The 13,124-nt window shown below is 61.7% G+C and carries 14 protein-coding genes; 12 read left to right on the top strand and 2 right to left on the bottom strand.

The genetic code is table 11. From position 1 onward, the window contains the following. The first annotated feature begins 5 nt into the window (after positions 1-5). Positions 6-416, top strand: a complete 411-nt coding sequence (locus tag AB7783_RS15460) for an NUDIX hydrolase (RefSeq protein ID WP_441278130.1) — start codon at positions 6-8, stop codon at positions 414-416. Positions 417-629: 213 nt separating this feature from the next. Here the strand turns inward: AB7783_RS15460 and rocD are convergent, their stop codons facing one another. Continuing rightward, positions 630-1,847, bottom strand: a complete 1,218-nt coding sequence (rocD, locus tag AB7783_RS15455; protein ID WP_441278129.1) for an ornithine--oxo-acid transaminase — start codon at positions 1,845-1,847, stop codon at positions 630-632. A gap of 137 nt (positions 1,848-1,984) precedes the next feature. On the opposite strand from rocD, the gene AB7783_RS15450 reads away from it, so the two are divergent. From AB7783_RS15450 to AB7783_RS15440, 3 genes are all read left to right on the top strand, one after another. Next, complete coding sequence (locus tag AB7783_RS15450; RefSeq protein WP_441278128.1) at positions 1,985-4,768, top strand: UPF0182 family membrane protein; 2,784 nt, start codon at positions 1,985-1,987, stop codon at positions 4,766-4,768. A gap of 165 nt (positions 4,769-4,933) precedes the next feature. Continuing rightward, positions 4,934-5,380 (top strand): tol-pal system-associated acyl-CoA thioesterase, encoded by a 447-nt coding sequence (gene ybgC, locus AB7783_RS15445; RefSeq protein WP_231079739.1) that lies wholly within the window; start codon positions 4,934-4,936, stop codon positions 5,378-5,380. Between the two features lie 82 nt (positions 5,381-5,462). After that, a complete protein-coding gene (locus AB7783_RS15440; RefSeq protein WP_315843247.1) occupies positions 5,463-5,930 on the top strand; it encodes a nuclear transport factor 2 family protein in 468 nt (155 codons plus the stop codon). On the opposite strand, the gene phnF is transcribed toward AB7783_RS15440, so the two are convergent. After that, positions 5,931-6,665 carry a phosphonate metabolism transcriptional regulator PhnF gene (gene phnF / locus AB7783_RS15435; RefSeq protein ID WP_441278127.1) on the bottom strand — a complete coding sequence of 245 codons (735 nt, stop codon included), beginning with the start codon at positions 6,663-6,665 and terminating at the stop codon, positions 5,931-5,933. A gap of 125 nt (positions 6,666-6,790) precedes the next feature. Here phnF and phnG point away from each other — a divergent pair, with 125 nt between their 5' ends. The 8 genes from phnG to phnN are packed head-to-tail and all read left to right on the top strand — an operon-like array spanning position 6,791 to position 13,120. Continuing rightward, positions 6,791-7,252 (top strand): phosphonate C-P lyase system protein PhnG, encoded by a 462-nt coding sequence (gene phnG, locus AB7783_RS15430; protein WP_439077982.1) that lies wholly within the window; start codon positions 6,791-6,793, stop codon positions 7,250-7,252. Positions 7,253-7,254: 2 nt separating this feature from the next. Further along, a complete protein-coding gene (phnH, locus tag AB7783_RS15425) occupies positions 7,255-7,863 on the top strand; it encodes a phosphonate C-P lyase system protein PhnH (RefSeq protein ID WP_441230373.1) in 609 nt (202 codons plus the stop codon). A 2-nt stretch (positions 7,864-7,865) separates the two neighbouring features. Continuing rightward, the gene (locus AB7783_RS15420; protein ID WP_441278126.1) at positions 7,866-8,972 is read left to right on the top strand and encodes a carbon-phosphorus lyase complex subunit PhnI; all 1,107 of its coding nucleotides are present in this window, start codon (positions 7,866-7,868) and stop codon (positions 8,970-8,972) included. Beyond that, positions 8,969-9,853 (top strand): alpha-D-ribose 1-methylphosphonate 5-phosphate C-P-lyase PhnJ, encoded by an 885-nt coding sequence (locus AB7783_RS15415; RefSeq protein WP_441278125.1) that lies wholly within the window; start codon positions 8,969-8,971, stop codon positions 9,851-9,853. The genes AB7783_RS15420 and AB7783_RS15415 overlap by 4 nt, the downstream gene beginning before the upstream one ends. Then, the gene (phnK, locus tag AB7783_RS15410; protein ID WP_441278124.1) at positions 9,846-10,670 is read left to right on the top strand and encodes a phosphonate C-P lyase system protein PhnK; all 825 of its coding nucleotides are present in this window, start codon (positions 9,846-9,848) and stop codon (positions 10,668-10,670) included. The genes AB7783_RS15415 and phnK overlap by 8 nt, the downstream gene beginning before the upstream one ends. A 7-nt stretch (positions 10,671-10,677) precedes the next feature. After that, the gene (gene phnL / locus AB7783_RS15405; RefSeq protein ID WP_441278123.1) at positions 10,678-11,379 is read left to right on the top strand and encodes a phosphonate C-P lyase system protein PhnL; all 702 of its coding nucleotides are present in this window, start codon (positions 10,678-10,680) and stop codon (positions 11,377-11,379) included. 11 nt (positions 11,380-11,390) lie between these two features. Next, positions 11,391-12,545: an alpha-D-ribose 1-methylphosphonate 5-triphosphate diphosphatase gene (locus AB7783_RS15400; RefSeq protein ID WP_093756775.1), complete on the top strand. Its 1,155-nt coding sequence runs from the start codon at positions 11,391-11,393 to the stop codon at positions 12,543-12,545. Continuing rightward, the gene (phnN, locus tag AB7783_RS15395; protein ID WP_441278122.1) at positions 12,542-13,120 is read left to right on the top strand and encodes a phosphonate metabolism protein/1,5-bisphosphokinase (PRPP-forming) PhnN; all 579 of its coding nucleotides are present in this window, start codon (positions 12,542-12,544) and stop codon (positions 13,118-13,120) included. The genes AB7783_RS15400 and phnN overlap by 4 nt, the downstream gene beginning before the upstream one ends. The last annotated feature ends 4 nt before the right edge of the window (positions 13,121-13,124 follow it).

Raw genomic sequence — 13,124 nt, 5'->3', positions numbered from 1 at the left:
TCGCAATGACTGACAAGATCATCGGCGTCGTCGCTGCGCTGATCCGCGATGACGCAGGGCGCATGCTGGTGGTGCGAAAGCGTGGCACCGAGGCCTTCATGCAGCCGGGTGGCAAGCGCGATGCAGGCGAGGACGATCTGGCCGCGCTGGAGCGCGAGATCAGCGAGGAGCTCGGCTGCCGGATGGTGCCGGGCTCGGCGCAGGCGCTCGGCCAGTTCAACAGCGTTGCCGCGAATGAACCGGGATGGCAGGTGCAGGCCAGTGTTTATGCGGTGAAGGTGGATGGAGCGATCGCGCCCCAGGCCGAGATCGCCGAAGCGATTTGGATCAATCCAACTGCGCCTGAGGCTATCGTCCTGGCGCCATTGACGCGTGATCACGTGCTGCCACTCGCAGCTCACGGCCTTTCGTTATGACCGGTTCTACGACCTTCCATCTCGACGGCGCCATCGCCGACGGCCTGCATCGCATGCAGGTGCGGCGCCATGGCCTTTGTGGGGTCTTTTAAGAGCCAAGAGATCGAAGGCGTGCTCGGACGCCGGCTTCGCGAGCGCTTTGATCTCGTCCTTAGCACAAGCTCGGGCGCAATCGTCGCCGCGCGGATCAGCCTTGCCCAACATTGGCGGCCGCTAGGCCTGAACCGTCGATGCGGCGATCTCGTCCAGTACTTCGGTCAATCGGTCTACGGCCCAATCCACCTGTGACTTGTCGATAATCAAGGGGGGCGCAAAGCGTATCGTGTTCCGGTGAGTATCTTTGGTCAGCACTCCTGCCTGAAGCAAGCGGTTGATCACCGTACCGGCACTTGCCATGTTGCGGTGTAACTCGACCCCCGCAAACAAGCCGCGACCGCGTACCTCGCGAATGATCGGATTTTTGATCGCAGAGAGCCGATCGAGGAGATGCGCGCCGACAGTCGCGGCACGTTCAATCAATCGCTCGTCGATCAGTGTGTCGAGGGCGGCTAATCCAACCGCTGATGCAATCGGGTTGCCTCCGAACGTGCTGCCGTGGTCACCGGGAGTGAAAACCTGCATGACCTCGCGACGGGCGAGGAAAAGCGAAACCGGCAACATCCCGCCACCGAGCGCCTTGCCGAGCATCAGACCGTCGGGTGTTACTCCTTCATGCTGACACGCGAGCAGACGTCCGGTGCGTCCCAGACCGCTCTGGATCTCGTCGCACAGCAGCAGCACGTTGTTCGCCTTGCAAATGCGCGCGACCTCAGCGAGATATCCAGGGGGCGGCACATTGATCCCGCCTTCGCCTTGAATTGGTTCGACCAAAAAGGCCGCGGTGTCAGGGGTAATGGCCGCGGCGAGCGCCGGCGCATCGCCGAACGGCACGCATGTGAAGCCAGGCGGGAACGGCCCGAAGCCGTCGCGATATTGGGCTTGCGAAGAAAAGCCGACGATCGAGATGGTGCGGCCGTGGAAATTTCCTTCTGCGACAATGATTTCGGCCCGGTCAGTCGGCACTCCCTTGACCCTGTAGGCCCATTTACGTGCCGCCTTGAGCGCCGTCTCGACGGCTTCCGCGCCGCTGTTCATCGGCAACGCGGCGTCCATGCCGGTAAGTGCACAGGCCTTGGCGAGGAAAGGCCCCAGCCGATCGCTGAAATAAGCGCGTGAGATCGTGTCCAGGCGCTGTGCCTGTTCTGTCAGCGCCTTGACGAGGCGCGGATGGCAATGGCCGAAGCTTGCCGCCGAATACGCTCCCATCATGTCGATGTAGCGTCTGCCAGCCTCGTCCCACACGTAGACTCCAGCCCCGCGGACGATCGTGACCGGCAATGGTGCATAGTTTCCTGCACCAAAACGGGCTTCAAGACCGGCGAAATCGGTCATGACAAGCGCTCTCCCGATTGGGCGCGCCTAAGGCGATGCGCGCCTCAGTTCTGATGTAGGAAGGCCGACGCAGAAAAAACAGGTGCGAGGGCTCACGACAGGCACCGCCACCTCTCCCGTTCTGCTATAATCCGTTCATGACGATCGGGATTACCGGGCCCGAACGGAAGACGCCAGGGCGAAACGCCGTGGTCGGGGTGATTGTGACTGCCATCTTCTCCGGAATTTGCCTGATCCTTCTCGCGATTGTCGGCGACTTCCTGGTCGACTGGATGTGGTTCTCCGCGGTCGGCTATTCGCAGGTTTTCTGGACATCGATCGGCGCGAAAGCCGCAGTCTTTTCCGTCGTCTTTGCGGCAACTGCCGTCATTGCGTGGGCGAATGCCCGGCTGGCACTTTTTCTTGTCCGACGGCGGCGAGGCCGGCTTCCCGTCGACTTCGATTGGAAGCTCGCGGCCACCGCGGTGCCGCCCGATCCGTTCGAATTCATGCGCGATCGGTTGCCATGGCGCCTTGCCATCGCTGGCGGCGCCGGATTCCTCGCTCTGCTTGTTGCATGGGAGGAGGTCGGCAACTGGAGCATCATTCTGCAGTTCCTCTATCAGGTGCCATATGGCGCGAATGATCCGCTGTATGACAAGGATATTGGATTCTATCTGTTCTCTCTGCCCGCCTATATCGGCATCAAGAATTGGGCATTGCTAACGCTGTTCATGAGCGCACTTCTCGCCGCAGTGATCTATTGGCTGCATGGTCAGATCGAATACCAGGTCCAGCGGTGGTCGATATCACCGCCAGCGGTTGCTCACGGCTCGGCGCTGCTCGGCTTGCTCTTTGTGGTGAAGGCATGGTCCTACGGACTCGACCGTTATTTGCTCCTCTACGGAGACAATGGCGTAGTGGTTGGCGCGAGCTACACCGATGTCCACGTTCAGCTACCCGTTCTCTGGTTGCTGATCGGGCTGTCGATCGTTGCGGCATGCGCCGCGTGGGCGAACCTGTGGGCGCGTACCTACTGGCTCCCCACTGCCGCGACGTTGCTCGTCTTCGGGGGCGCTTTCCTGCTGTCCGGCGTGATCCCGATGCTGTTTCAGCGGTTGTACGTGAAACCAAACGAACTGGAACTGGAGCGGCCCTACATCGAACGCAGCATCCGCCTGACCAGGGAAGCCTATAATCTCGACAAGATCGCCGCCAAGCCCTTTCCTGCCGAACAGGACCTTACCTTCGCGACACTCGAGGCCAACAAGGCGACCATCGAGAACATCAGATTGTGGGACGGGCAGCCGCTGGCGGATACCTACGCCCAGCTGCAGGAGATACGCACCTATTACAAATTAAGTGACCTGGATGTCGACCGCTACTGGCTTCGCGGCACCTACCAGAGCGTGATGCTCTCGGCACGCGAGCTCAGATCCTCACTGCTGCCGCCGAACGCCCAGACGTGGGTCAACCTCCACCTGCTGTTCACCCATGGCAATGGAGCGGTGATGAGCCCGGTAATGCACAAGAGCGCTGAAGGGCTCCCGCTGCTTTACCTGCGGGATATTCCTCCCGTTGCGGACGGCGGCCCCGAAATCCGCGAACCGCGCATTTATTATGGACAAGAGGAGAGCAACTACGTAGTCGTCAGGACGACCACGCCGGAATTCGACTATCCGAAGGGGAGTGAAAACGCATACACGGTCTACGACGGTGCCGGTGGCGTACCGCTGACGGGTATGGTGCGAAAAATCATCTTCGCTCACCACTTCAACGACATGAACCTGCTGCTCTCCAGCTACATCACCGACCACAGCCGGATCATGATCCGGCGCAATATCGGGGAACGGCTACGCACGATCGCCCCGTTCCTCAGCCTCGACCACGATCCCTATCTGGTCATCAGCGAGGGGCGGATGTTCTGGATCCAGGACGCCTATACAACCAGTAACTATTTCCCCTCTGCGCAGCCTGCGCCCGGCCGCAATCTGAACTACATCCGCAATTCCGTGAAGGCCGTCGTCGACGCCTATAACGGCAGTGTCGACTTTTATCTGATGGACCAGGCGGACCCGATCGCGGCCACCTACCAGCGAATCTTTCCGGGGCTTTTCAAGTCGTTTGCGGCAATGCCGTCCGATCTGCAAAAGCACATTCGCTATCCCGAGGACCTCTTCCTGATTCAGGCGCAGCTTTACCAGACCTATCACATGGCATCTGCCGACGTTTTCTATAACCGGGAGGATCTTTGGCAGTTTCCGCGCCAGCCGGCCAGCGATGGCGTCGCGCCGATGGTCCCTTACTACATTGTGATGCGGCTGCCCGGAGAAACCCAGGCCGAGTTCTTTATCATGATCCCCATGGTGCCAAGCCGACGCGACAATATGATCGCATGGCTGGCAGCGCGCTGCGACGCTCCTGACTATGGAAAATTGATCGTCTACGAATTTCCCAAGGAGAAGCTCGTCTACGGACCGTTCCAGATCGAGGCGCGCATTCATCAGAACACGGAGATCTCCCAGCAAATATCGTTGTGGAACCAGATGGGTTCACGGGTGATCCGCGGAAACCTGCTGGTGATCCCGATCGAGAATTCGATCCTGTACGTGTCGCCGCTGTACCTGCGCGCGGTCCACGGACACTTGCCGGAACTCAAGCGCGTGATCGCCGCCTACGGCGAGCATGTCGTCATGAAAGAGACGCTTGCCGAGGCCTTGTCCGCGCTCTTCATCGAAACTAACGCGTCGCCGACATCGCTGGGTGCTGCGACGGAAATGCCACGTGCGAGCCCTGCGGAAAATAGGGCGCAGGAGGCGCTTGATCGCTATAACGAGGCAATGAAGCTGTTGAGGTCTGGGGATTGGGCAGGCTTCGGCACGCAGATCGACGCGATGCGCGGTCTTTTGGAGAAAATGAGCCGGGAATCGGCCGGACACTGACCAACGCCGGCTGATTGTCATTCGACAAAGAGGTGCGCGTTCCCGCAACCAAGATTCCAGGTGCATCCCAAGCAAGGTTCAAGCCCAAAGCGATTGTCGCTTGCTGAGGAAGGTGCCTCCGTGCAAGACGATTACTCCCCGGAGTGTGATAAGAGGAATCTCCCTGTGACAGCCTCTCTTGATGGCGAAATTCGCGACGGTCGTCATCATATGCGGGTCCGCGTTTATTTCGAAGATACTGACGCCGGCCAGATTGTTTATCACGCAAACTTTCTGCGTTTCATGGAACGCGGCAGAACGAATTACTTGCGTTTGCTCGGAACGAGTCAACAAGAGCTGCTGAAAGAAGCGCGAGAGGATACGCCCGGCTTTGCCTTCGTTGTTCGTTCGATGAAAATTGATTTTCTAAAACCGGCAGTCCTGGACGATCTGCTTGACGTCGTCACGGTTCCACAAGAGGTGAGGGGCGCCTCGATCATGCTGGGTCAGGAAGTGCGCCGCGGCGATGAGTTGCTGCTTGAGGCCAAGGTCAAGGTGGCCTTTGTCTCCGGCGGCCGCGCCAAGCCGATCCCGAAAGCGCTGCGGATTGCCATGAAGGCCGATCAGATTTAGCAATCGCCCCATAGGTGAAACGGCATCGACTCCGCATGCGGCAGGGCTACAATCCCTGCAACATCGCAAAGCCGAGGGTCCCATGTCGCGTCCACCGTTTCCGCCCTTCACCCGAGAGACCGCCGCCCAGAAGGCCCGCATGGCCGAGGACGCCTGGAATTCACGCGATCCGGTGAAAGTGTCGCTCGCCTATACCGAGGACTCGACCTGGCGCAATCGCGGCGAGTTCTTTCAGGGGCGCCCGGCGATCGTCGAATTCCTCACCCGTAAATGGGCGAAGGAGCACGAATATCGGCTGATCAAGGATTTGTGGGCGTTCGACGGCAATCACATTGCCGTGCGCTTTCAATATGAATGGCACGATGACGCCGGCAACTGGCATCGCTCCTATGGCAATGAGCAATGGGAGTTTGACGAGGCCGGCCTGATGCGCCGCCGCGAGGCGAGCATCAACGATGTGGCCATTGCTGAGAAGGATCGCCGTTTCCTGTGGCCGGCGCCGGGGCCGCGTCCGGCCGATGTGCCGGGTCTCGGCACCGACCCGTTCTAACTAAAGCGAACCGCTATCGACCACGAATTCGACGCGCTCGGCGACGAAGCGCGAATGCGTAGCGCTGAGCGGCGTGCCGTCGGCATCCACATCGATGGAATCGACAATCAAGATCGGACGCCCGAGGGCGACACCAAGCCGTGTCGCATCGGTCGCGTCGATGATCCCCGCGGTGACCTTCGTCGAGGCGCGGCGATAGTCCTTGATGCCGTAATGCGCCAGGGCCTTGGTCATCGAGCGCACGCGCTCATAGACCTTGCCGAAATTGGGAAAGCGTTCGGCCGACAGCCAGTTGGTGCCGACGCAGATCGGCGTCTTGTCCGCCAACCGCAAGGCTTCAATGCGGATCAGCGGAGCGCCGGCTTTGAGGCCAAGCTGCCTTGCGAGATCGCGTGTTGCCACATCGTCCCAGGCTCCGATCAATTGCGCTTGCGGCTCGCGCCCGCCGGCACCGGCAATTTCCGAGAAGCGCGTGCGTGATCGCAGGGGATATGCAAGCTTTGGCGATTCCACATAGGTGCCGCTGCCGCGCTCGGCGCGCACCAGGCCGCGTTCGGCCAGGGTCGCGAGGGCGCGGCGCACGGTGTGGCGATTGACGCGGTAGATGTCAGCCAGTTCAGTCTCGCCGGGCAGCTTTTCGCCAGCACCATAGCGGCCATCTGCAATGCCGCGCTCGATGCCGTCGGCCACATGCCGCCAAAGTGCCACGCCTGTTGGCTTGTCCTGAATGGTCACAAAATCGGTCCCGGAATGATGTCGACCACGCATTAGCGAAAAATCGTGCCGCTGTCACGAAACGGTCATTGCCTCCGCCTATAAAGTTGTCTAGTAAATCATACAACTTGTCGAGCGACGGTGACATGACTTCATCCTCCCTGAACCACCAGCAGGCCCGGCGCCGTGAGGCGATGGGGGTGCTTGGGCACTGCGCCACGGCGGATATCGCCGGTTATCTCGATGCAGTGGCTGTTCCCGCCCATGAACATCTGCGTCAGCCGGAGAACGGCCTGGTGATGCTGCGCGGCCGGATCGGCGGCGATGGCGCGCCATTCAATCTCGGCGAAGCGACCGTGTCGCGTGCCGCTGTACGGCTTGCCAGCGGTGAGGTCGGCTTCGGCTACACACTGGGTCGTGACGGCGCGAAGGCGCACCTGATCGCACTCTGCGATGCACTCATCCAGACCAGTGAATTTTCAGATGCTGTCGAGACCAAGGTGCTCACGCCGCTGCGCGCGCGCGTCGTCGCCGATAGCAAGCGCAAGGCTGCGGAGACCGCGGCGACCAAAGTCGATTTCTACACGCTTGTGCGCGGGGAGGGCTGATCATGACGACAGTTGCGGAAATGCCGGCCGGCTTCGCGGATAAGGTGCTTGCAGCGCAATCGACCTTCCGTTCGGTGATGGATGCGATGGCGCGTCCGGGTACCGTGCAGCGCATTCAGGCTGTTTCGGGCGTGCCTGCGCCGATGATGCGCGGCGCGGCGGCCATCGCGCTGACGCTGTTCGATCAGGATACGCCGGTGTGGCTCGATGCCAAGTTGGCGGCGACGATGGATGTTGCCAAGTGGATCAAGTTTCACACCAGCGCGCCGGTCATCGCCGATCCCGCCGTGTGTGCCTTCGCCGTGGTGGCTGATGCTGCCGCGCTGCCGTCCTTCGAGCACTTCGCCTTCGGCACCGGCGAATATCCGGATCGCTCCACCACGATCGTTCTGCAGGTGGCGAGCCTGACTGAAGGCCCGACCTATGAATTGCGCGGTCCGGGTATCGATGGTGCCACCATCCTGCGTGCTGCGATCGGTGTGCCGGATCTGCTGGATCGTCTCGCGCTGAATGCCTCGCTGTTTCCCCGCGGCATCGATCTCGTGCTGGTCTCCGGCGAATCCATCGTCGCGCTGCCGCGTACCACGCGTCTTGTCGCGAAGGAGGGCTGAGCATGTATGTCGCCGTCAAGGGTGGCGAACGCGCCATCGAGAATGCACATCGTCTGCTGGCTCATGAACGCCGCGGCGATCGCGACGTGCCGGAAATATCGCTGGCGCAGATCTCCAATCAGCTCGGCCTCGCCGTCGATCGCGTGATGACCGAAGGCTCGCTCTATGATCGCGAGCTCGCGGCGCTGGCCATCAAGCAGGCACGCGGCGACATGATCGAGGCGATCTTCCTGCTGCGCGCCTTCCGCGCGACGCTGCCGCGGTTCGGTTCGAGTGAGCCCGTCGATACGTCGCAGATGCAGGTGCGCCGCCGCGTCTCCTCGACCTTCAAGGACATGCCGGGCGGCCAGGTGCTCGGCCCGACCTTCGACTATACGCATCGTCTGCTCGATCCGGTATTGACCGGCGAGTCCTCGCCCGAGCAGCCCGTCATGACCGATGCAGAGCCGGGCGTGATGCCGCGCGTAACGGACATTCTCGGCCGCGATGGCCTGATCGAAACGTCGCCTGCGGAAGATCCCGAGAAGCCGGTCGGCGATCTCACTCGCGATGCGCTGAGCTTCCCGGCAGATCGCGATCTGCGGCTGCAGAATCTGGCGCGGGCCGATGAAGGGTTTCTTCTGTCGCTTGGTTACTCGTCGCAGCGCGGCTATGGCCGCAACCATCCTTTCGCCGGTGAAATCCGCCTCGGCGAGGTCGAGGTTGAATTCATGGCCGAGGATGTTGGCTTCGCGGTGCCGCTGGGGTCGATCACGCTGACCGAGTGCCAGATGGTCAATCAGTTCAAGGGCTCGGATACCGAGGCGCCTTGCTTTACCCGCGGTTACGGTCTCGCCTTCGGCCAGTCTGAGCGCAAGGTGATGTCGATGGCGCTGGTCGATCGCACGCTGCGTGCACGCGAACTCGGCGAGGACATCAAGGCGCCGGCACAGGACGAGGAATTCGTCATGTCGCATTCCGACAATGTGCAGGCGACCGGCTTCGTCGAGCATCTGAAGCTGCCGCATTATGTCGACTTCCAGTCTGAGCTTGGCTTGCTCCGCAAGCTGCGCAAGGAATTCGCCGACGCCAACGAGACGCTCGTTGCTCTTCAGGAGGCCGCGGAATGAACGCGCCGACATATAACTTCGCCTATCTGGACGAGCAGACCAAGCGGATGATCCGCCGCGCCATTCTCAAGGCGATCGCGATCCCCGGCTATCAGGTGCCGTTCGCCAGCAGGGAAATGCCGATGCCCTATGGCTGGGGCACCGGCGGCGTGCAGGTCACGGCGGCGATTCTCGGCCCTGTCGACAAACTCAAGGTGATCGACCAGGGCTCTGACGACACCACCAACGCGATCTCGATCCGTAAATTCTTCGAGAAAACTGCCGGCGTTGCCGTGACCACGAGCACGGGCCATGCGACTGTGATCCAGACACGGCATCGCATTCCCGAAGCGACGCTGCAGGCGCATCAGGTGCTGGTCTATCAGGTGCCGATCCCCGAGCCGCTGCGCTTCCTCGAGCCACGCGAGACAGAGACGCGGCGTATGCATGCGCTCGCCGAATACGGCTTGATGCATGTAAAGCTGTATGAAGACATCGCTCGCTTCGGCCATATCGCCACGTCCTATGCCTATCCGGTCAAGGTCAATGCGCGTTACGTGATGGACCCGTCGCCGACGCCGAAATTCGACAATCCGAAGATGGACAATTGCGCGGCGCTGCAGCTGTTCGGTGCCGGCCGCGAGAAGCGGATCTATGCGATCCCGCCTTACACATCGGTGGTGTCGCTGGATTTCGAGGATCATCCATTCGAGCCCTACAAGCATAAGGCCTGCTGCGCGCTGTGCAACGCCGAGGATTCCTATCTCGACGAGATCGTCACCGATAACAAGGGCAGCCGGATGTTCGTCTGCTCCGACACCGACTATTGCGAAACGCGGCAATCACAAGGGCATCGCGGCAGCGAGAACGCTGCGCCTTATGCGGAGAGCGCAAATGCTTGATGCGACAGTGAATTCAACTGCACCGGGGGCGCGCGCGGCTGCGAGTGACGAGCCGTTGCTCGTTGCGGCAAACCTGGGAAAATCTTATGGCCGTCTTGCGGCATGCCGCGACGTGTCCTTCGAACTCTATTCCGGCGAGGTGCTGGCTATCGTCGGCGAGTCCGGGTCCGGCAAATCGACACTGCTGCAGATCCTCTCCGCCCAGTTAGCGCCGACCACCGGCAGCGTCTCCTACCGGATGCGCGACGGCGTGACCCGCGATCTCGCGGCGATGGGCGAAGCCGAGCGCCGCTTTCTGTTCCGCACCGATTGGGGCTTCGTGCATCAGGATCCGGCGATGGGTTTGCGCATGGCCGTCTCGGCCGGCGCCAATGTCGGCGAGCGGTTGATGGCCGTCGGTCAGAACCACTACGGCAAGATTCGTGATACCGCGACCTCGTGGCTCAAGCGCGTCGAGATTTCGCCCGAGCGTATCGACGATGCGCCGCGGACCTATTCCGGCGGCATGCGGCAGCGGTTGCAGATCGCGCGCAATCTCGTCACTGAACCGCGTCTCGTCTTCATGGACGAACCGACCGGCGGTCTCGACGTATCGGTGCAGGCCCGTTTGCTGGACATGATGCGTACGCTGGTCAGCGAGCTTGGCCTTAGCGCGATCGTTGTAACGCATGATCTCGCAGTGGCGCGGTTGCTGTCACATCGCGTCATGGTGATGCAGGGCGGTCGCGTGATCGAGACGGGGCTCACCGATCAGGTGCTTGACGACCCCCGCGAGCCCTATACGCAACTGCTCGTTTCCTCGATCCTGCCGGCGTGAGGTCAACATGATTCCGATGATCGATATCCGCAACGCCGAAAAGACCTTCGTGATGCATCTGCAGGACGGCATTCGCCTGCCGGTGGTGCGCAACGTCTCGTTCCATGTGGCACCCGGCGAATGCGTCGTGTTGTCCGGTCCGTCGGGGGCCGGCAAGTCGTCGATCCTGAAGATGATCTTCGGCAATTATCGCTGCGATGGCGGCACCATCGGCGTGCGCCACAACGGTGACGTCATCGATATCGCCACCGCCGAGCCGCGCGAGATCCTGGGTGTGCGCCGTGACACCATCGGCTATGTCAGCCAGTTCCTGCGCGCGGTGCCGCGTGTCGCCGCCATCGATGTCGTGGCCGAGCCGCTGCTCGCTGCTGGCATAACGCGCGAGGAGGCGCGTGCGCGTGCCGGTGCATTGCTTAAGCGCCTCAACATTCCGGAGCGGCTGTGGAAGCTGCCGCCCTCGACCTTTTCCGGCGGTGAGCAGCAACGCGTGAATATCGCGCGTGGCTTTATCTCCGATCTGCCGATCCTGTTGCTGGACGAACCGACCGCGTCGCTCGATGCCGCCAACCGAGCCGTGGTCGTTGAACTGGTCGCCGAGAAAAAACGTGCCGGCGTCGCCATGGTTGCCATTGTGCATGACGACGAAGTGCGGCACTTGATCGCCGATCGGCTGGTGGACGTCGCATCCTTCGCCGCTGCTGCTGCCTGAGAAAGAGAACCATGACCGCATCATCGACCGAAACCGTCATCGGCAACGCCAGGATCGTTCTTGCCGACCGCGTCATCGACAAGGGCTGGATCGCCTTCGCTGGTGGACGCATCGCCGAATTCGGCGAGGGTGATGCGCCACGCGGTAGCGACGATGCGCGCGGCGATCTGATTATGCCCGGCCTGATCGAATTGCACACCGATCATCTCGAAGCCCATTTCATGCCGCGGCCAAAGGTGTTCTGGGATCCCATCGCTGCCGTCGTCTCCTATGACGGTCAACTTGCCACGTCCGGCATCACCACGGTGCTCGACTCGGTGCGGGTCGGCTGCGAGGACTCAAGCCAGGGCATCGACAGCTACGCCGGCTTGCTGGTGGATTCGATTGCCTCTGCCGGCGAAGCCAGTCTCCTGCGGGTCGATCACTTCCTGCATCTGCGCTGCGAGATTCCGATGCCGACCGTGGTCGAGGAAGCGAAGGCACTCTTGGCGAAGCCGAACGTCCGGCTGATGTCGCTGATGGATCATACGCCCGGGCAGCGCCAGTTCCGCGACGAAGAAAAGCTGCGCACATACTATCGCGGCAAGGGCGGCAAGTCCGATGCCGAGCTCGATGTGATGTTCGCGCAACGCCTGGCTTGCCAGCAGCAATATGCGGCAGGCAATATGCGGGCGATCGTGGCGCTGGCTCACGGGCGCAATATTCCGCTGGCGAGCCATGACGACACGACGGAAGACAACGTGACCGAAGCCGTTGGAGACAAGGTCTCGGTGGCCGAATTCCCGACGACGCTGGAAGCGGCCCAAGGCCTGCACAAGGCTGGCATCGGCATCCTGATGGGGGCGCCGAATGTCGTCCGCAACGGTTCGCATTCCGGCAATATCGCGGCGATCGATCTCGCCCGCGAAGGCATGCTGGATATTCTGTCGTCGGACTATGTGCCGTCGAGCCTTCTGATGGGAGCCCTGCAGCTCTCGAGCAAGGTACCCTCGATAGATCTGGCGAGCGCGATCCGAACCGTGACCAAGCGGCCCGCGGAAGCCGTCGGGCTCATGGACCGCGGCGAGATTGCGGTCGGCAAGCGCGCCGACGTGATCCGCGTCCATGTGGCGCATGAGGTACCGGTGGTGCGCAATGTCTGGCGCGAAGGACATCGGGTGGCATGACCGACACCGCGGCGATATCCGAAGCGCAAGCAGGCCGGATCGGCCCCGGCCGGTTGGTGCTGGTGGTCGGCCCGTCGGGTGCCGGCAAGGATACGCTGATCGGTCTGGCGCAGGCCGCCTGCGCGGATGACGACAATGTGGTGTTCACGCGCCGCGTGGTGACGCGCGAGGCGTCGGAATTCGAGAATAATGCGCAGGTCACGCCGGAGGCGTTCCGTCAGGCACAGGCCAGCGGCGCCTTCGCCGTCCACTGGGAAGCGCATGGTCTTTCTTATGCACTTCCGCGCTCGATCGATGATGCGCTTCGCGCCGGCCGCAATGTCGTTGCCAATATCTCACGGACGGTGATCCCGGCGCTACGTGCCGCTTATGAAGATGTCGTCGTCGTGTCGATCACGGCGCCGCCGGACGTGCTTGCGGCGCGACTTGCGGCGCGGGGACGCTCAAGCGATGGGCCGATCGGCGATCGGCTCAAGCGCAGCGTCGAGACATCAGGTGCGGACGTCACGATCAATAATGTCGGTGCGGCGGAAGAGCACGCCGGCGATCTGATCCGGATCATCAGAGGCCAATAGTCAG

Origin of the sequence: Tardiphaga sp. 172_B4_N1_3 (assembly GCF_052076035.1) — a bacterium.
In the GTDB taxonomy this organism is placed as follows: Bacteria; Pseudomonadota; Alphaproteobacteria; order Rhizobiales; family Xanthobacteraceae; genus Tardiphaga; species Tardiphaga robiniae.
This window is presented reverse-complemented; position numbering and strand designations above follow the sequence as displayed.